We start from the raw sequence: 20443 nt of genomic DNA on the forward strand, positions 1-20443 counted from the left end.
AAAGGAAGGACAAAAGAGATGTGGACAAAATATGTAAATAGATTGTTGGTAGGAGAAAAAGATATCCATACTCTATATAAAACCATTAGAAAAATTAATACTAAAAGATTCTTTTTAGATAGGTTAGACCAAAGTTTTAAAGAAATAGAAAAAACATATTTAAAGTTCAATAGGGATATATCTGAAGGCTATTCTCTACCAAGAGGTACAGAATGGTTATTAGATAATTTTTATTTAATTGAGCTAATATATAAAGAATTAAGAGCTAATATAAAAAAGGAAAGAAAGATAGTATTAAATATAATAGAGACAGGTAGCTATAAAGGTTATCCTAGAATATATCTTTTAGCCTTAGAATTAATTTCTCAAGGATCAGGAAGTATAACAGAGGAAAATCTAATAGGTTATATCAATGAATTCCAAAAAGAAGATATACTGTCCTTAGAAGAGATAATCCAGTTTTCAAGATATATTACTTTAGGTTTAATGGAATGGATTAGAAATATCTCTTTAAACTTTTTAAAAATAAATGAGTCATGGAGAGAAATAGATAATTTGAATGTATCTCCAGAAGAAAATATAGAAGAGATTATTGAAAATATACATAATATGAATTCCATACAAATAGAACGGCTAATCAGAAAAATAAGGGAAGAAAGAGAAAATTTTCAGCTAGTATTTGATAAAATAAATAAGAAATTGGATTATTATGGAAGAAGCATTGAAGATACTTTGGAAAATGAATATACCCTTCAATCCAAATATAAAATATCTTTAGGTTATTGCATAACATCCTTGAGAAATCTTTCCTCTTTAAACTGGGAGAATATTTTTCAATCAATATGCGTGGTGGAAAGAGTACTAATTGAAGACCCCTTAAACATATATGAAAATATGGACTTCCAGTCAAAGGGTTACTACAGGCATGAAATTCAACAATTAGCAGATAGATTCAATGTTCAAGAAATATTGTTATCAAAAAAGGCATTGGAATTTGCCAAAGAAGAATGGGGGAAAGGGAGTAGAGATAAAAAAGCTCATATAGGTTATTACCTTATAGATAAGGGTAGAAAAAGACTATTCGATTTTTTTCAAAAAAACAATAGAAATTCTAGTATTTATCTAAATCAATATAGTTATTACTATTTACCAATAGTTTTGTTTTCCTTATTACTAACAATATTTTTTAGTAGATATGGCTATAACAAAGGGAATATCTATTGGGGTATTCTAATTTTTTTTGTAACACTTATTCCAACAACGACTATTTCTATAAACTTATTTAATTATTTTTACTCCAAAAGATTTAGACCTAAAGTTTTACCTAAAATTGATTATAAAGAAAGAATACCTGAGGATTTGAAAACCTTTGTTGTTATTCCTACTTTGCTACCTAGTGAAGATAGAATAGAGGAATTAGCCAAGAATTTGGAAATGTATTATCTATCAAATAGGTTGGATAATTTATACTATGGAATAGTGGGAGATTTTAAGGATAGTGAAGATAAGATAGCCTTAGAAGATGAAAAAATAATTGATAAAGGATTAAAGGTAATAAAGGAACTAAATGATAAATATGCTTCAAATGAAGATATATTCTATTTTTTCCATAGGGAGAGGGTTTATTCTGAAACTCAAGCAAGATGGATGGGCTGGGAGAGGAAAAGGGGAGCTTTAGTTGAATTAAACAATTTGTTGAGTGGAGATGAAGATACTAGTTTTAATGTAATTTCAGGTGATATTTCAAAACTTCAAGGGAAAATAAGATATATTATTACTTTAGATGCGGATACTAAATTACCTATAGAAGGAGCTAAAAAACTAATAGGTACTATTTCTCATCCACTTAATAAGGCTATTATAGATAAAGATAAAAACATAGTTAAGGAAGGTTATGGTATAATCCAGCCAAGAATATTGGTGGATATTAAAAGTAGCAACAAATCTATGTTTACTCGAATATTTGCAGGAGCAGGGGGAATAGACCCTTATAGTACGGCAATATCGGATATCTATCAGGATTTATTTGGAGAAGCTATATTCACAGGAAAGGGGATATATGATTTAGAAGTATTTAAAAACTGTATTCACAATGGCATTCCTGAAAACTCTGTACTTAGCCATGACCTTTTAGAAGGAAGTCTAATAAGAGTAGGACTAGCAACAGATGTTGAATTGATAGATGGATACCCTGAAAAATATAGTTCTTATATTATGAGGCAACATAGATGGGTCAGAGGAGATTGGCAATTAATTAGATGGCTTGCTGGAGGATATGGGAAATCCATCTCATCCTTATCTAAATGGAAAATTCTTGACAATATGAGAAGAAGTCTATTACCCATATCTTTACTATTTATGATTTTCTTTAGTTTAGTACTTTTCCCTGGAAATGTTTATCTATGGATAGGATTAGCTATGATTGTTCTGCTTTTGCCCATTATAACAATGGTCATAGAGACTCTATTGCATAGAAAATCTAAAATTGAGAAGATGAAATTAAATGGGAATATAATATTTGGCTATAAAACCTATTTATATCAAGGACTTTTATCTTTAATGTTTCTTCCTCATGAAGGATTAATGATGATTGACGCAATAGTTAGAACTCTATATAGGGTATTGGTTTCAAAGAAAAATTTATTAGAATGGACTACTGCCTTTGATATGGAGAGAAAATTAGACAATGACATTTCCAGCTATTTCAAACTAATGAGAGGAAATTTTTTCCTATCCATATTATTAGTATTATTTACTTATATATTTAAATCATCTAATATAATTCTTAGTTTTATTATAAGTATATTTTGGTCTTTAGGACCTATTGCAGCTTATAAAATTAGTGAAGAAGAAGAGGATTTAATAGAAACTACAGAAGAGGATTCTAAGTTACTAAAAGAAATTGGAGAAAAAACATGGAAGTTCTTTGAAACCTTTACAGATAGTAAAAATAATTATTTACCACCAGATAATTTTCAAGAATACCCATATAATGGAGTGGCTAATAGGACTTCTCCCACTAATATAGGTTTCTATTTACTTTCCATACTTTCTAGTAGAGATATGGGTTTTATAACTACAGACAAAATGGTAAATCTAGTTAGACTAACTATAGATACCATAGAGAAAATGGAAAAATGGGAAGGACATCTATATAATTGGTATGATACTGAAACATTAGAACCCTTAAGGCCAGTTTTTGTCTCTACAGTAGATAGTGGGAATTTCATATCCTATTTAATTGTGCTAAAAGAAGGACTAAAGGAATATGTAGAAGATTTTAATAAAAAGCATGAGATAATTGATTTAGTATATAGGATTGAAAATATAATTAATAATACCAAATTTACGCCCTTATATGATGGGGTAAAAAATTTATTTTATATAGGTTACAATGTAAAAGAAGGAAAAGTATTAAATTCCCATTACGATTTATTAGCCTCCGAGGCTAGGATTTCTAGTTATATTGCTATTGCAAGAGGAGAAGTACCTCTAAAACATTGGGGACAACTGGGGAAGTCAATAGTTATGGAAAATAATCATATTAGTCTTGCTTCATGGTCTGGAACCATGTTTGAGTATTTAATGCCTTCTTTAGTGTTGAAAAACTATAAAAACACTCTATTAGATGAAACTTATAAGACATCCATTAATATTCAAATAGACTATGGAAAGAAAAACAATATACCATGGGGAATTTCTGAATCAGGATTTTTTGCTTTTGATAATAGACTCAATTACCAGTACAAAGCTTTTGGTGTTCCAGCATTAGGATTTAAAAGAGGGTTGAAGGATGAACTGGTAATATCTCCATATTCTACGTTTTTATCGTTAAAGTTTGAACCTAATGAAGCTTTAATGAATGTGAAAAGACTTAAAGAAGAAGGATTAGAAGGAGAGTATGGATTCTATGAAGCTATAGATTATAGTATCAATAGGTTACCTTCTCATTTAGATAAAGGTATAGTTAAATCCTATATGAGCCATCATCAGGGAATGATATTTGCAGCTATTAATAATTTCATCAATAAGGATATATTGGTAAATAGATTTCACAGAGATTCTCAGATGAAATGTGGAGAATTTCTATTACAAGAAAAAATACCTCTAAATCCAATTATCTCTAAGGAGAAAGAGAATTTAGAAGGGATAAATATAGAAAGAAAAAGAGAAGAGAAAATTGGAAAAAGAGTATATGGAAAAGAAGACTTAGTAGATATTAAATGTCACCTGTTATCTTCAAATACTTATACTTTAATGATAAACAATAGAGGAGAAGGGTTTTCAAAAAATGAAGATATATTTATTAATAGATGGAGAAAAGATTTTCTATCCATTCCCTATGGACAGTTTATATATATTAAGGATTTGAAAAACAATAACTTATGGTCTACAACTTATGCGCCAACCTACAAGGAATCAGACTATTATAATGTGGAGTTTACAACTTATAAAGCTAGTTTTAGACGAAAAGATGGGAATATTGAAACCAAGATGGACATATTTCTATTACCTGAAGAATCAGGGGAGATAAGAAGGGTTAGATTAGTAAATAATGGAGAAGAAGAAACTATCCTTGAGGCTATAAGTTATTTTGAAGTAGTAGGTGAAAGATTAGCCTCAGATTTAGCCCATCCTGCTTTTAATAATCTATTTATAAAGACAGAAGTTTTAGAAGAACAAGAGGGGATTTTAGCCCATAGGAGAAAAAGAGAAAAAGAAATTGGAGAAAGCTGGATTATTCATGGAGTGAAAATTTTTGATAATGATGAGTATAAATTCCAATATGAAACTAAAAGAGAAAATTTCATTGGAAGAGTAAATTCTTTGAAACATCCAAAAGGAATATTTAGAGGGCTTACCAATACTATAGGAGTGGTACTAGATCCAATAATGAGTATAGGGAAAAAGATAAAATTAAATCCTAAAGAAAAGGTAGATATATTCTTTATTACAGCATATACCAAGAATAAAGAAGAAGCTATAAGTATACTAAATAAATATAGTAATAAGGCAAATATTAAATTAGCTATTGACCTTAACAAAACTAAATCTCAAACGGAAATGGGCTACTTAAACTTAAACAAGTCAAACTTAAAACTATATGAAGGATTACTTCCTTATTTATTTTATTTACATGAGAATATAAAGTTTCCATATTCCAATATATTAAAACAAAATGAAAAAGGTAAAGAAGGACTATGGGCTCATGGTATTTCTGGAGATAATCCAATAGTTTTAGCCACAATTAAATCCATGGAGGGCATTGAGACTTTAATCCAATTATTAGATGCCCATGAGCATTGGACTTATAAGGGATTAGTTGTGGATTTAATCATATTAAATGAAGAAGATAGTATTTATTATCAACCTCTATTTGAAAGTATCCGAGAAGTAGTATATGAAAGGAGAGGTAATGTAGTTGATATTTCAGGAGGAATATTTATTAGAAGTGCAAATACCATGTCTAAAGAAGACATATCCTTATTGTTCAAGTGGGGAACAGTAATAATAAAAACAGAAGAAGGAGCTAGGTTTAACAAAATTAAAAAAACATCTCTTCCTTTCAAAGAATTTAGTGGAAAGTTAACCGAATATCCAGAAAAAAGTATAATTTTAGATTTGGACTATTATAACGGATATGGTGGTTTTTCAAAGGATGGTAAAGAATATATTATTAAGCTGACAGAAGGTTTAAATACCCCTTTACCATGGATAAATGTTATAGCTAATAGAGATTTTGGTTTTATTATTACTGAACAAGGTTGTGGATTTACCTGGTCTAAAAATAGTAGAGAAAACAAATTAACCCCTTGGTATAATGACCCTATAGTGGAAAGACCAGGGGAAATAATCTATTTCATGGATGATAATACTGGAGAAGTTTGGAATGTTACTCCTAAACCTATTAGGGACAATAAAGAGTATCTAATTATCCATGGATTAGGCTATACCAAATTTTATCATCATACCCAAGGCATAGAACAACAACTTACAGTATTTTTACCAATAGAGGACAATATAAAGATTAGTTTATTGAGATTAAAAAACGATACAGATAGGGATAGAACCATAAGCTTATATTATTATATTAGACCTGTATTAGGGGTTACTGACGAGGAAACGGAAAGGTTATTGGAAACGGATATAATTGATAATGTGTTTTTAGTAAAAAACTCCACTAATAGTGAATTTAAAGGTAGTACTCTATTTATAGGTACCTCTGAACAAATTCACTCCTATACAGGAGATAGAAATGAATTTTTTGGAAATTACCCTAATTTTGTAAGACCAGAAGGAATTAAAAGAGAAGGATTGTCAAATAGAGTAGGATTCGGATACAATCCATGTTCTGCTATAAAGGTAAATATAGACATTCCAGCTAATGGAGAAAAAGAAATAGTATTTTTGTTAGGAGAAGAAAGTGATTTAAAAAGGGGATATGAGTTAATAAACAAATATAAAGATAGGCTTGTTTCGAAAAATGCATTGGAAAAGGTAAAAGAATTCTGGGATAGTACTCTATCTACTATTGAAATTAAAACTCCCGATAATACTATGAACTACATGATGAACCATTGGCTAATGTACCAAACCATTGCTTGCAGAATATGGGGAAGAGCTGGATTCTATCAGGTAGGGGGAGCCTATGGAGCAAGAGATCAAATGCAGGATGCAATAAATGCCATCTATCATATACCAAAAAAGACTAGAAAACAAATTATTAGAAATTGTAGACATCAATACAGAGAAGGAGATATACAACATTGGTGGCACCCAATACCAGATAGTGAAGTTCATAAAGGGATTAGGAGCAAATACTCTGATGATTTATTATGGTTACCTTTAGGAGTAGCAAAATATATTAAAGTCACTGGAGATAACACTATACTTGAAGAAAAGATTCCTTTTATCGAAAGCCCTATTTTGCTAGAAACAGAAGAGGAAAGATATGAAGTTCCTATTATATCTGAAGATATTGGTACCGTGTATGAACATTGTATTAGAGCCATTGACAAATCCTTAAACTTTGGAGAAAGAGATTTACCCCTCATAGGTGGAGGAGATTGGAACGATGGTATGAATAAAGTAGGACATAGGGGAAAAGGTGAATCTGTATGGTTAGGATGGTTTATAGCTAAAGTACTAAAGGATTTCATACCCATTTGTAACATGGTAGAAGATTTTAAAAGAGCCAAAAGATATGAGAGCCTTATTGAAAAATTAAAAAATGCATTAGAAACTAATGCCTGGGATGGAGAATGGTATAGGAGAGCTTTCTTTGATGATGGAACACCTATAGGTTCAAAGGAAAATAGTGAATGTACAATAGATTCCATAGCTCAATCTTGGTCAGTTATTTCTACTTTGGGGGATGAGAAAAGGTCAAAATCAGCATTAAAATCTGTAGAGAATTATTTGATTAATGAAGAAGAAGGGATAATTGCTTTATTGACTCCCCCTTTTGATAAGACAAACCAAGAACCAGGATATATTAAATCCTATGTACCAGGAGTTAGGGAAAATGGAGGTCAATATACCCATGCAGCTACCTGGGTTATTAAAGCTTTTGCCATGTTAGGAGAAGGAGATAAAGCCTACAACCTATTTAGAATGATAAACCCTATAAATCATTCTAGAACTTTAATAGAATCTGCTAAGTATAAAGTAGAACCCTATGTAATAGCAGCAGATGTATATACTAATCCCCAACATTTAGGAAGAGGTGGATGGACTTGGTACACTGGTTCTTCTGGATGGATGTATATAGTAGGTTTAGAAGATATATTGGGCTTTTCAATAGAAAAAGACAAACTATTCATAGACCCATGTATACCAAAGGATTGGCAAGGATTTACCATAAAATATAGATATAAAAATACTAAATACAATATAGAAGTAAAAAATCCAAATAAGGTGAATAAGGGAATTAAAAAAATAACAGTAAATGGAATGAGCATGGAGGATAAGTATGTAGAATTGATAGATGATGGATTAGAACATATAGTCCTAGTAGAGATGGGGAATAGGTGATACAATATTACAGAATTATTACAAATAAGTTCCCTTATCGGTGCCTGGCACCAATTAGGGAACTTATTATTAGTTGTTACTACTTAATTTCATCAAATCTTTCCGATACTTTTTTCCAATCCACCACATTCCACCAAGCATCAATATAGTCTGCTCTTAGGTTTTTATATTTTAGGTAATATGCATGCTCCCATACATCGATGCCAAGTATTGGTGTTTTTCCACTGGAGATGGGGTTATCTTGATTTGGGGTAGATACTATTTCTAGTTTTCCATTATTAAGAACTAACCAAGCCCAACCACTACCGAATTGTCCTAGAGCAGCTTTCTTTAAATCTTCTTTAAACTTATCAAATCCACCTAGTTCTTCATCAATTCTATTGGCAAGTTCTCCTACTGGTTTGCCACCACCTTCTGGAGACATTATCTCCCAGAATATTGTGTGGTTATAGTGGCCACCACCATTGTTCCTTACAGCGCTTCTAATTTCTTCTGGAAGTTCATCTAGAGATTTTAATATCTCTTCAACATCCATTTCTTGAAACTTAGAATGTCCTTCCAAAACTTTATTTAAATTATCAACATATCCCTTATGATGTTTTGAATAATGGGTCTCCATTGTTAATGCGTCGATGTGAGGTTCTAACGCTTCATAGGAATACTTTAGTTCTGGTAAATTAAAAGCCATACTATCTCTCCTTTATATATATTATCTTTTAGTTATTATCTAATTTATATATATCCAAATAATTACATGATAAACATTATCATGTAGAAACCGGTATCAATAAAGGCGAGATAATTGGATGAATTATTAGGTCCCTTATTATTTGCCAAATATGAGAATAGTTACAAAAGATAGCATTCATAGTAAGGAAGGTTAAAACATTAACAAACATTAGTATGGAATATACTTTTATGGGTATAAAGAATATTATATTTTTCATAATCTATTGAATTTTAAAATTCTTTATGTTATATTTATTATTGAAGAAATCGTTAATTATATGACAAACAATGCTATTTATGTTAAAGTATAGTTTATACACTATTAAGTTATTTAGTGTATAGACATTCTTAATTTTGGAGCAAACTAGCTCTATTGTGGTGAAAACATTTTTCAATAGAGTTGTTAGTCATATAAATAACTAACCTTTTATATTTACCCTAAATGATGTATAATTAATATGATAAATTTAAATGAGGGAGGAGTTTCTATTGTATAAAATTGTTGAGAAAAAAGACCTTGCACCTAATATCTTTTCAATGGATATTTTAGCTCCAAGGGTGGCAAACTCTGCCCAACCAGGTCAGTTTGTAATTGTAATAGCTGACGAAGAAGGGGAGAGAGTTCCTCTAACTATTTGCGATTATGACAAGGAAAGAGGAACAGTAAACATAGTTGTTCAAGCTATGGGTTGTTCTACAAAAAAAATGGCAAAGTTCGAAGAAGGAGATTATTTTAAAGACTTTGTAGGTCCTCTTGGAAGGCCATCAGAATATGTTAATGAAGATATTGAAGAAGTTAAAAAGAAAAAGGTATTATTTGTAGCAGGTGGAGTTGGAGCAGCTCCTGTATTTCCTCAAGTAAGATGGTTCCACGAACACGACATTGATGTAGATGTAATAGTTGGCGCTAAAACAAAAGACCTAATAATACTCAAAGATAAAATAGAAGAAGTAGCAGGCAATCTTTATATTGCTACTGATGATGGTAGTTATGGGTTTAATGGTATGGTAACTGGGCTTATTGAAGACCTTGTAGTTAATCAAGGTAAAAAATATGATGTTGTTATATCAATTGGACCAATGATAATGATGAAATTCGTATGCCTGTTAACAAAAAAACTTGGTATTAAAACTATAGTAAGTCTTAACCCAATTATGGTAGATGGAACTGGAATGTGTGGTGCTTGTAGGGTTTCAGTTGGAAATGAAACAAAATTTGCCTGTGTAGATGGACCAGAATTCGATGGTCATCTAGTAGATTTTGATGAAGCATTAAAGAGACAAGCACAATATAAAGTAGAAGAGACAGAATTAGCTGCACGTGGCGAGAAAAAAACATGTACATGTCAACATGGAGGTGTTCATAATGGATAGATTTAAAAAAGTTCCTATTTCAGTACAAGATCCTATAGAAAGAGCTTCAAACTTTGATGAAGTTTGTTTAGGCTATACTAAAGAAGAAGCTATGGCTGAAGCTAAGAGATGTTTAAATTGTAAACATCATCCTTGTGTAGGTAATTGTCCAGTAGGTATCCATATACCTAAATTTATTAAGCATATTGCAGAAGGTGAATTTGAAGAAGCTGCTCACGTTCTTGCAGAACACAGTGCGCTTCCTGCAGTTTGTGGAAGGGTTTGCCCTCAAGAATCACAATGTGAACAAGTATGTGTACTTGGAATTAAAGGTGAAGCAGTTTCTATTGGAAAACTTGAAAGATTTGCTGCTGACTGGGCAAGAGAAAACAATATTCAATTAGGAAAGACTAAAGAGAAGAATGGATTTAAGGTAGCAGTTATAGGATCAGGTCCAGCAGGTGTTACTTGTGCTGGTGATTTGGCAAAAGAAGGATATGATGTAACAATATTTGAAGCCCTACATGAACCAGGTGGAGTTTTAGTATATGGAATTCCTGAGTTCAGACTTCCTAAGGAAAAAGTAGTAAAGCCTGAAATTGAGAATTTAAAGAACCTTGGCGTAAAAATAGAAACCAATGTAATAGTTGGTAGAACTGTAACTATAGATTCTCTTTTAGAAGAAGAAGGTTTCCATGCAGTATTTATTGGTTCTGGTGCAGGACTTCCTATATTCATGGGAATATCTGGGGAAAACTTAAATGGAGTATTCTCTGCAAACGAATTCCTAACTAGAAATAATCTTATGAAAGCTTTTAGAGAAGATTATGATACACCAATTAAAGTTGGCAAAAAAGTTGCTGTTGTTGGTGGTGGAAACGTTGCAATGGACGCAGCTAGAACTGCCCTTAGACTTGGTGCAGAAGTTTGGGTAGTATATAGAAGAACTGAAAAAGAATTGCCAGCTAGGGTAGAAGAAGTACATCACGCTATGGAAGAAGGAGTTAAATTTGAATTCTTAACTAGCCCAATAGAAATTATTGGCAATGAAAAAGGATGGGTTAGTAGTATAAGATGTCAAAGAATGGAACTTGGCGAACCTGATGCGTCTGGTAGAAGAAGACCTATGCCTATAGTTGGTTCTGAATTTGAATTTGATGTAGATACAGTAATAATGGCTTTAGGAACATCACCAAATCCACTTATTCCTGCAACTACAGCAGGACTAGAGATAAATAAGAAAAGATGTCTTGTAGTAGATGAAAATGGACAAACCTCTAGAGAAGGCGTTTTCGCTGGTGGGGATGCTGTAACTGGTTCTGCAACTGTTATACTTGCAATGGGAGCTGGTAAACAAGCAGCAGCAGGTATTGATAAATATATAAAAGAAAAATATGGAAAATAATAAATAAAGATCAGAATATCTATATAAAAGCTATAAACTATTGAATTCAATAGTTTATAGCTTTTATTAATTGCTATTAGACATAACTAAAACAATGATTTTCGAATTTGATTTATGTTAAATTTATGCTATAATATTTAGGGTATCGAAATTACTTACAAGAGGTGGTTGTTTATGGAGGAGGCTTGTAATAAAAAGAGAACAGCAGACATTGTACTAAAAACAGCAGGACCAGTCTTGATAGAGGTTTTTTTAGGAACTTTATTTGGCATGGTAGATATGATGATGTTAGGGAGGATTGTTGATTCAGGGGAGGCTGCTGCCTCTATAGCAGCAGTTGGAATAACAAATCAGGTGGTATTTATTGCATTGTCTTTAGTTCAGTCTTTAAACGTAGGTGCAACAGCTATGGTTGCCAGATATGTAGGGGCAGGAAAGGATGATAGGATAGAAAGTGTAGTCCGCCATGTGATTTTATTGACACAAGTTCTTCTGGTATTACCAATTTTTATTTTAGGTCTACTATTTACAGACCAGATAATGAGGTTTATTGGAGCTCATCAAGATACTTTAATGTATGGTAGAAATTATTTCAAAATTATTATTATTGGGCTTATATTTCAAGCTTTTAATTTTTCTATTTATGCGGTTTTACGAGGGTCAGGTGACACTAAAACCCCAATGAATATAAATTTAAAGGTGAACACCTTAAATGTAATTGGAAATGCTATACTCATATATGGATTATTTGGATTTCCTAGGCTAGGGGTTACTGGTGCAGGTATTTCTACATCATTTTCTCAAATTATGGCAACCTTAATGCTGTTAAGATATATATTTAAAAAGAATACTATTATACAGATAAATTTCAAGAATAGATTCAGATTTGATAAGGACATTATGTACAATCTAGTTAAAATTGGGATACCTGCTTCATTAGAGCAAATAGCTTTTAGGGCTGGTATATTAATATTTGTTCGAATTGTTTCATCTTTAGGTACTGTAGCCTATGCTACTCATCAGATATGTTTAAATATTTCTGGTCTTTCTTTTACTCCTGGACAAGCCTTTGGTATAGCAGCGTCCTCATTAGCAGGAAGGAGTTTAGGGGCAGAAAATCCAGATAAAGCTGAAGAATATATAAAGACTAGCGGTAGAATAGGAGCTATTATTGCTACAGCAGTAGGAGTAATATTTTTCTTCTTTGGTTCCTTTATTGCAAGCTTATATACTAAAAATCCAGAGGTAATAAAAGAAGCTACTAAAATATTGAAAGTTATCGCAATCATACAACCTTTCCAATCTTCTCAGTTAATTATAGCTGGTGGGTTAAGAGGGGCAGGGGATACGGTATGGACTTTAGTATCGATATTTTTTGGTGTGCTAGTTGTCAGAGTAATATTAGCTTATCTATTTATAAAGGTTTTAAGTTTAGGTTTAATAGGGGCTTGGTATGCTATGTTCTGTGATCAAATTGTAAGATGGGGACTTATTAAATATAGGTTTAAGACTAGTAAGTGGAAATATATAAGTATAAGGTAAAACTTGCTTTTATTCTAGATAAAAGCAAGTTACAGTTACCTCTTTATTTCGCTAACCATATTCTCAGCAAACTCTTTTGCTTTTTTCTCAATATTAGGAACTTTATTAATTGCACCTCTATCATTAGCTACAGCCATTAGAGAAAAATATGGTGGTAACCTAAATGTTTTATTTCTGTAATTTTTATATCATTTAGATTTTCCTTTACCATATCCCATAGGGTCAAAGTATTGGAAAACATCCTATTACTAGAATGGAGTACTAGAATTTTTGGGTTTTTCACTTTTTGAACTTTATCTTTAACAAATCTTTCTCCTAATTCCTTACATAAGTATAAGCAAATTTCTTCTAAGGGCAAATTATATACTTTTTGTAATGGAATAAAGTTGTTCAAATTTCCTGTAGCTTCTACTATAGGCCTTCCGGGAAATCTACAACCTAAAAGATTAGACATAAATATTATGGATTGGGCTGCAGTTTTTGTAAAATATTGATATTGGCTGTGAACTATCACAATTCCTTCAGAACCTAGCAAAGAATCATATCCTCTATTGAACAATTTCATAAAAAATTTGTTTAAGCTATTGCTAATTCCCGTTATAGGCAGTTCTATTCCAAATATTATCTTTTTACCCTTCAGATTTGGTAGATTATCATAATATTCCAACACTTCATATTCTATATTTTTGGTAGCCATATCTATCATTTCTTTTAAAAAGGGGGAGGGTTTTTCTGGTAGTATAAGATAATAATTTTTCATATTATATTCACTAACCTTTCATAGGTGTACTTTATTTTATTGAACAATTTTGGTGGGATATTTAGCTGTTCAACTTCTATTTGATTATCTATTAATCTACATTTTGACCCCATATAGGCTTTACCCATATAGGTAGAACCATAAAACCATTCTTCATTAATAGTGGCAATAATGGAAAGGGCACCAGAGGATAGGCTAGGAGCAACATAGGGCTTAAAGCCAAAATTCCTAACTTCTTTATTAGCGTTTAAAGTTTTATATGTTAAGTATTCCGATAGTTTTTTATTATAGTTATCAATACTATCAGCTACAATTAAACCTTCTCCATGGGGACCAAAAACTCTCCCTTCCCTTAGATGATGGATTGTATCCTTAGATTTTTCAGCATAAAAGCGAGCCCTTCCGTTCATAACCCCCAGTCCATATCCAATTATTTGGTTTGAAGCTAAGCCTTGAAAATCATATTCACTTTTTTCATTTTTATTGCTTTCTAAAAAGGCTACTTTACACAACAGATCTACTGGATCAGATACTATTGCAAATATCCCTTTAAAACCTTTATTTCGTGCCATTATTGCATATTCTTTTATTATTTCAGAATTGGATTCAAATTGTGCCATCCTAACATCGTCAATAGTACTACCTACAGGCGGTATTCCTTTTGAGGCACAAAATAGGAAAATATCGCAATCGAATAGTTTATTCCTATCCAACGGATAAATAGGAGGAAAAGCCTCTTCATCAAAAGGTTTTCTAATTTGATTGAGTTCATATTCCCACCGCTTTAACCTATTAATATTTCTATCGTATATACCTATTTTATCAATACATCCTTCGCCCATAAGTCTTAAACCTATGAGAAGAGTACTTCCTACATCGCCTAATGCTAATAGGTTAACTTTCCACTTTTTATTGATTCTTTGGTCAAGGACTTCTTCCCAATTAGGATAACAAGTATTTAAAGAGAGAACTAAACCATCATCAATCTTATTTATTATCCAAGGGGGAATTAAATGGAAATAATCTTTAGTATCTAAAAGAAGTAATTCAACCCCCTCTTTTTCAATAAACAACAAGGATGGATGGTTAATTAAAAAACTTCTTCTGGATTTAATAGGGTTTAGCCTATTCAAAAAATATAATTTTCCTCTATCTTTTTTCACTTCTTCTTCATGGATTTTATTAAAATTATCATATTCTTGGAAAGAGAAAAAATATTTTCCTTTGTATTCATAATAATTAATCATATTTATCACCTTTTATAAAGACTATCTATTAACAATATTTTCTATCCTTTTAAGATGTTCTAAATCTGCCTCTAAACAAGAGGAAGGCTTTAGATTAATAAGGGAGTCCATACTTTTATAGGTATCTGGCCTTCTTGGAGATACCAATATTTCCCCTAGATTTTTTATTATTAAATTTTTTTCATTTATTTCTTGATAAACCTTTTCTATTACTTTAAATATCTCTATTGTATTGATTAAACAGGTTTCAGATAATCTATATATATTTTTGGTAGAAGTATTTTTTATAAAACTTGGTGAAATATAAGGTAGTATTAAATTGATACTTGATATTAAATAATCTTGAGTCGCTCCATCCCTAAGCACCATATCCCCACCTATAAAGGGATATTGGTCACTTTCATTAAACCAGAGTTTTAAATTAGGCACAAAATAGGCGCTGTCTACATCGATGTTTTTTACCTTTCCTATTTCACTTCCTCTACCGGTTAGAATCCCTACTATTACCTTTTTAATATGAACTTGGGTCTTTCTTAACAAGGGTTCAATTACATTCAATCTATACCCCTTATGGAGAAGATCATCTACTAAAATCACAGGCCTATCGAAGGATTCCAACACCTTTGATTGATTTTCTAAGCTTAAATAATTTGGGAATGCTTCGATGGTAAAATTATCTATGCTAGGATTAAATATTTTCTCTGTATGCATGGTTTTGGTAATAGTATTGGGTAATATGGTACCATTTAGTATAGATCCAAAAGGTACACATATATTAGGTCCTAAAACCCTGTTTCTTTTTTGTGTTATAGAGACTTCATTAGCATCGCAGATTTTTTGAATTAGTTTGCTATATATCATATCCCTATTGAAAGATAGCAATAATTCTCCCGGATATAAACTTGAAATAGCCTCTTTCAATTTTTTTCTCCCAATATAGATTATTTTCTTCAATTCTAGATTATTTTCAAAAGGAGGTTTTAAGAGGTTTTCCAAATCTTGATTTAAGGTCATAGGATTATTCATGTCAACCATAAAAATGGGACAGCCATTATGGGTAAAGGGAGTCTCTATAAAACCTTGATGTTTTAAGTTTTCTTCTATATATTTCTTATTATGATGGGTTAAACAATTTTTAAATATGGCATAATTATAGTCTAAACTTATGCAATAAGCTAAAGTTTCATTTAATATGATTTCAGCAGTATGGTAGTCATTGTTTTCTGTATATATTCCAGAAATTAGAACTAATCTACCTTTTGAATGCTGCCTAAAATACTCCGTTATATTGGTATTTTGGAATTCATCATACAACATAATATTTCTAACCCAATAGAAGATTGAAAATCCAAGGATAGAATTGCTTTTGGTCTCTTTAATCAACAGTACTACTGGATTGAGTTTATTTCTCAATTCATAAATGACATTCACATCTATTCTATGGCCAAATTTATTATTTAGATATTGAATCAAATTGTCATTAATATTGTTTATGATCTCAGTTCTATTATTAAAGAGGGACTTTAGCTTAATTAAATCCTTGTAATTACTTATGTTGACAGGTATCTCACTAGGAAATAGGAATATGTTTCTTTCATGAGCAATGGTCATATTTATAATATCCCTTCTAAATCTATGAGGTTGAGTTCTTTTAGACCAGGAGAACTCATCTACTGCTAAATAGACTTCAAAGCCTTGTCTCTTTATTTCTGTAGCAATCTTCTTATGACTAAGGGAAAAGGGATCAAAACTTCCAGGGAAGAAGGCTACCTTTTTATTGCTAATTAATTCAATAGGACCATAAATAAATTCGTAATCCAATATAAATCTATATATACTGTTTAATGAAGCAGAGTTGTTAAGAAAAATAAACTCATCATCTTCCTTTTTTGTCAATAATGTCAGTACTTTTTTTCCTATTCTAGTAAATATAAAATATTTTTCTTTCAGTAGTAGTCTATTAGAATTGAAAATTTGACTGCCAATAATTCTAAAGGATTCTGCCTTTATTTCTTCATCAAAGGAGGCCATTCCGTTTAATAATAGCCCTAGAAGCCTATCTAACCGTTTCTCGTTAAATTCTTTTTCCTCTTTAAACTTTTTGCCATATTTAGGATAATTTTCAATACATATACCTATAGTTTTTAATAGCAAGAATACTATTTGGGTGTTAGACTGCCGAATTTTTTCTTCGAAATCATCGATTATCTCATCTAATTCAGTAGGTTGAAGGTATAAAAGTAGTTGGCCTAAATAATTTGGTATATATTTAGTAAATTGGTAGTTTTGCATCTCTAAAGCCCTAAGAAGTTCAACAGCTATATCATTTCTCTCCTCTTGGGATAAAAATTCAAATATATGCAATAAAGTATGTCCAGCATAATTACGTACTTTTTCTATAGCGCTAACTTTTAATAGATTGCAAAAATGCATACCAGTATGGAGGCCATAAGAATCTGAGGATCTCTTTACCTGATCATATAAGATATCGATATTTACTTTTTTATTCATCCACTCTGTTGCAGTTTTTAAGTTTGTTAGAAATATTTCTGAAATATTTTCTTCTACCTTTTTATAATTAAATTCTAGATGTTTCAGGATATGGGGTTCCATATCGAGTTTCAGGGCTAGTTTATATTTTAAATAGTTTTCAGATGCATAAGGTGAAATCTGTAAATTATCTAGCATCCAATTTTTTAGAAGGATTACAAATTTCTTATTTTCTTTTAATTCTTCGAAGATTTCGTCAATTATATCTAAAACTGTCAATCTAATTTCCAAAATATTTGAATTTAGTTGGTTTATTGTATATTCATGGAGTCTTTTTAAATCCCTATCATCTAAATAGAGTAGGGGAATATATTTTAAAGTTTGAGATAAATAAAGTTGATTAATTGGAGACATGGATTGGTAACAATCATAATAATTAATTAACAGTTTTGAATATTTTTCATAATTTTCTATTCTAGAATTATAGAATAAGGATTTAATAATAGTTTTTAAATTATATTGCCACTCTAAATGGGATTCAGCCATTTTGTGTTCTGGATATAGAATATAATTTAATAGTTTTTTCAAGACTTTTAAGCTAGTTGTTTCAGGATTATGCCTTTTAATAGCCTCTGGTACTTCCTTTCTATATTCTTCATCATATTGGCTAATCAACAGTCCTATTAATTCTGCTGCTTCTTTCCGAATATCTTCTTCCTTATGGAATAATAGGTCTGTTAGAAAATGCAAAGTTACTATTTTTTGTCTTTGAGTCAAGTAAGTAGAATATTCATTAAAAATCTGAAGATATAATCTAAGCTTTCTCCAATTATATTCGGACCTAGCCATTTCTAATATATTGTTGAAACCCACATCATCTAATAGCTTGGCCATTAAATTTATATTATGTTCTATTGCAAAATATTTAATATTTTCAACAATTTCCTCATTGTCCATTAAAGGATAGGGTTTTAAAGTTTTTCTTTGGGGAATACTTTTTGCTAAATCCGTATTTACTCCTAAACTTAACATATAGTTTTCAAAATCTTTAAGTTTCTTATATACTTTTTCATACCTCTGTTCTTTTTTAGAATCTAAATTATCCAATTTATTAAGTATAATATCGTAAGCTTCTTCTAAAGTGTATATATGCATTTTGTAATAATTTTTATATTTCTTGTTCTTAACTCTGAAATCTGCATATATTAAAACTAGAGATTCAAGAGGTAAATTTTCCAGTTCTAAATCCCAGGTAGAGTGATTGGTGGCAATATGACCAGTTTTTTCTATACCTAATCGATTAAACCATTTTTCAGTGTAGTAGTAGTGGAGATAGGGTACTCTGTCTATATCCTCTTCTCTTACCCCATATTTACCTATATCATGGCCTAATCCTGCACCTACTATAATGCCTAAATCAATGGGTAATCCTAAGATTTTAAGTTGTCTCCCTATATTAAGGCTAAGATGGTTTACTCCAACCACATGGTCTATAGTATTGTGATTAGTCAGGGATAAATCCATTTTCATTAATTCATATATCCAGTTATCTAAAAAGGCATTTTTAAAAATTAAATATTCATCTAGAAATTTTGTATTTCTTTCCTCTTCCGATTCTAGAAAACCTATAGGATATTTATGTAAAAAGCTGCTTTTATCATATCTTATTTCAAAACAGGAAAAAATACGCAATAGGTTTAAGTAAAGGAAGACTAAAGGATTTAATTCTTCTTCAAATTTTCTAGAAACCTTTTCGGGAAAGGACAAACTTAGAACATAATCAAAAATATATTTTAGCCAATCTATTTTTGGAGATTCGCGATATTTAACATATAATGGATATAATAATTCCATTAAAGAAAGAGCATCATATTTATTCTTGGAGATTATATTATTTAATTTAATCTTAAAATCATTCCTTTGGATAAATTGTAATAAATCTTTATGGTAAAGTTTTAAATATCCTCTTTCTAATTCGTTTAAAATCAATTTATAAATTTCATTATAGGCTTTGCTCATAGTAACCTCCTTTTAAATTCCTCTCCCGTTGGAGTAGCAGCCACTCCACCTAATGCAGTTTCCCTCAAGGATTCAGGCATAGTTTTGCCTACCCTATACATGGCTTCTACTACCTCATCAAAGGGTACCAATGATTTAATCCCTGCCATGGCTAAATCGGCAGATATTAAAGCATTAGCCACACCAGAAGCATTGCGCAATGCGCAGGGAAATTCTACTAGACCTGCCACAGGGTCACAAACTAATCCCATAATATTTATTAGAGAAAAAGAGGCTGCATTTAAAGCGGTTTCCACATCTCCACCTATCATCTCTACAATAGCTGCAGCAGCCATGGCGCTAGCAACTCCACATTCTGCTTGACAACCTCCTTCCGCCCCAGATATAGTAGCATTTTTTGCTATTATTTCACCTATTCCTCCGGCTGTAAACAGTCCATAGATCATATCTTTTTCCCTTAGATTAAACTTATTTTTAACTGTAATAATTGCACTAGGCAATATACCTGAAGCACCAGCAGTTGGTGCAGCCACAATTCGACCCATAGATGCATTGACCTCTGAAGTAGATAAGGCTTTGGCCATGGCAGAATTCATCAGATCTCCACAAATGGTATTGCCTTTATTTTTATAATCCTCTAATTTTTTTGCATCTCCACCAGTAAGCTTAGATACAGAAATAATCTCTTTATCTAGACCGTAATTAGCGGAATTTATCATAGTATCTAAAACAAATTTCATATTTTCCATAAGCTCATCATAGGATATATCATTATTATCCATTTCCTTTTCTATAACTATTTCCCATATTTTTTTATTTTGTTCTTTACATAATTTTAATAGTTCTTTTCCTTTGTTAAACATA

9 protein-coding genes are annotated in these 20443 nt (G+C 31.1%); 4 read left to right on the top strand and 5 right to left on the bottom strand.

Translation table 11 applies throughout. From position 1 onward, the window contains the following. Positions 1–18 precede the first annotated feature (18 nt). Complete coding sequence (locus tag C3E90_RS12555) at positions 19–8034, top strand: GH36-type glycosyl hydrolase domain-containing protein (RefSeq protein ID WP_236916016.1); 8016 nt, start codon at positions 19–21, stop codon at positions 8032–8034. Between the two features lie 79 nt (positions 8035–8113). Here C3E90_RS12555 and C3E90_RS12560 read toward each other — a convergent pair whose 3' ends face one another. Continuing rightward, positions 8114–8722, bottom strand: coding sequence for a superoxide dismutase (locus C3E90_RS12560; protein ID WP_236916017.1), 609 nt, complete (start codon positions 8720–8722; stop codon positions 8114–8116). A 530-nt stretch (positions 8723–9252) separates the two neighbouring features. On the opposite strand from C3E90_RS12560, the gene C3E90_RS12565 reads away from it, so the two are divergent. From C3E90_RS12565 to C3E90_RS12575, 3 genes are all read left to right on the top strand, one after another. Then, a complete protein-coding gene (locus tag C3E90_RS12565; RefSeq protein WP_236916018.1) occupies positions 9253–10137 on the top strand; it encodes a sulfide/dihydroorotate dehydrogenase-like FAD/NAD-binding protein in 885 nt (294 codons plus the stop codon). Next, complete coding sequence (gene gltA / locus C3E90_RS12570; protein WP_236916019.1) at positions 10130–11521, top strand: NADPH-dependent glutamate synthase; 1392 nt, start codon at positions 10130–10132, stop codon at positions 11519–11521. The genes C3E90_RS12565 and gltA overlap by 8 nt, the downstream gene beginning before the upstream one ends. Before the next feature lie 174 nt (positions 11522–11695). Next, on the top strand, positions 11696–13063 hold the full coding sequence (locus C3E90_RS12575) for an MATE family efflux transporter (protein ID WP_236916020.1): 1368 nt from the start codon (positions 11696–11698) through the stop codon (positions 13061–13063). Between the two features lie 136 nt (positions 13064–13199). Here C3E90_RS12575 and C3E90_RS12580 read toward each other — a convergent pair whose 3' ends face one another. From C3E90_RS12580 to sdaAA, 4 genes are read right to left on the bottom strand one after another with little or no spacing between them, the layout of a single operon-like run. Next, positions 13200–13823, bottom strand: a complete 624-nt coding sequence (locus C3E90_RS12580; protein ID WP_236916021.1) for a hypothetical protein — start codon at positions 13821–13823, stop codon at positions 13200–13202. Beyond that, positions 13820–15070: a lactate dehydrogenase gene (locus C3E90_RS12585; RefSeq protein ID WP_236916022.1), complete on the bottom strand. Its 1251-nt coding sequence runs from the start codon at positions 15068–15070 to the stop codon at positions 13820–13822. Before C3E90_RS12585 ends, C3E90_RS12580 begins: the two co-directional genes overlap by 4 nt. 21 nt (positions 15071–15091) lie before the next feature. Further along, positions 15092–19579, bottom strand: coding sequence for an HD domain-containing protein (locus tag C3E90_RS12590; protein WP_236916023.1), 4488 nt, complete (start codon positions 19577–19579; stop codon positions 15092–15094). Then, complete coding sequence (gene sdaAA / locus C3E90_RS12595; RefSeq protein ID WP_236916024.1) at positions 19576–20442, bottom strand: L-serine ammonia-lyase, iron-sulfur-dependent, subunit alpha; 867 nt, start codon at positions 20440–20442, stop codon at positions 19576–19578. Before sdaAA ends, C3E90_RS12590 begins: the two co-directional genes overlap by 4 nt. Position 20443: the final 1 nt, after the last annotated feature.

Source organism: Clostridium sp. Cult2 (genome assembly GCF_021655075.1).
Lineage (GTDB): Bacteria > Bacillota > Clostridia > Tissierellales > Tepidimicrobiaceae > Schnuerera.

Coding starts and splice junctions, on each gene's coding strand:
- C3E90_RS12555 (WP_236916016.1), top strand. CDS start 19: ATGTGGACAAAATATGTAAATAGATTGTTGGTAGGAGAAAAAGATATC.
- C3E90_RS12560 (WP_236916017.1), bottom strand. CDS start 8,722: ATGGCTTTTAATTTACCAGAACTAAAGTATTCCTATGAAGCGTTAGAA.
- gltA (WP_236916019.1), top strand. CDS start 10,130: ATGGATAGATTTAAAAAAGTTCCTATTTCAGTACAAGATCCTATAGAA.
- C3E90_RS12575 (WP_236916020.1), top strand. CDS start 11,696: ATGGAGGAGGCTTGTAATAAAAAGAGAACAGCAGACATTGTACTAAAA.
- C3E90_RS12585 (WP_236916022.1), bottom strand. CDS start 15,070: ATGATTAATTATTATGAATACAAAGGAAAATATTTTTTCTCTTTCCAA.
- C3E90_RS12580 (WP_236916021.1), bottom strand. CDS start 13,823: ATGAAAAATTATTATCTTATACTACCAGAAAAACCCTCCCCCTTTTTA.
- C3E90_RS12590 (WP_236916023.1), bottom strand. CDS start 19,579: ATGAGCAAAGCCTATAATGAAATTTATAAATTGATTTTAAACGAATTA.
- sdaAA (WP_236916024.1), bottom strand. CDS start 20,442: ATGTTTAACAAAGGAAAAGAACTATTAAAATTATGTAAAGAACAAAAT.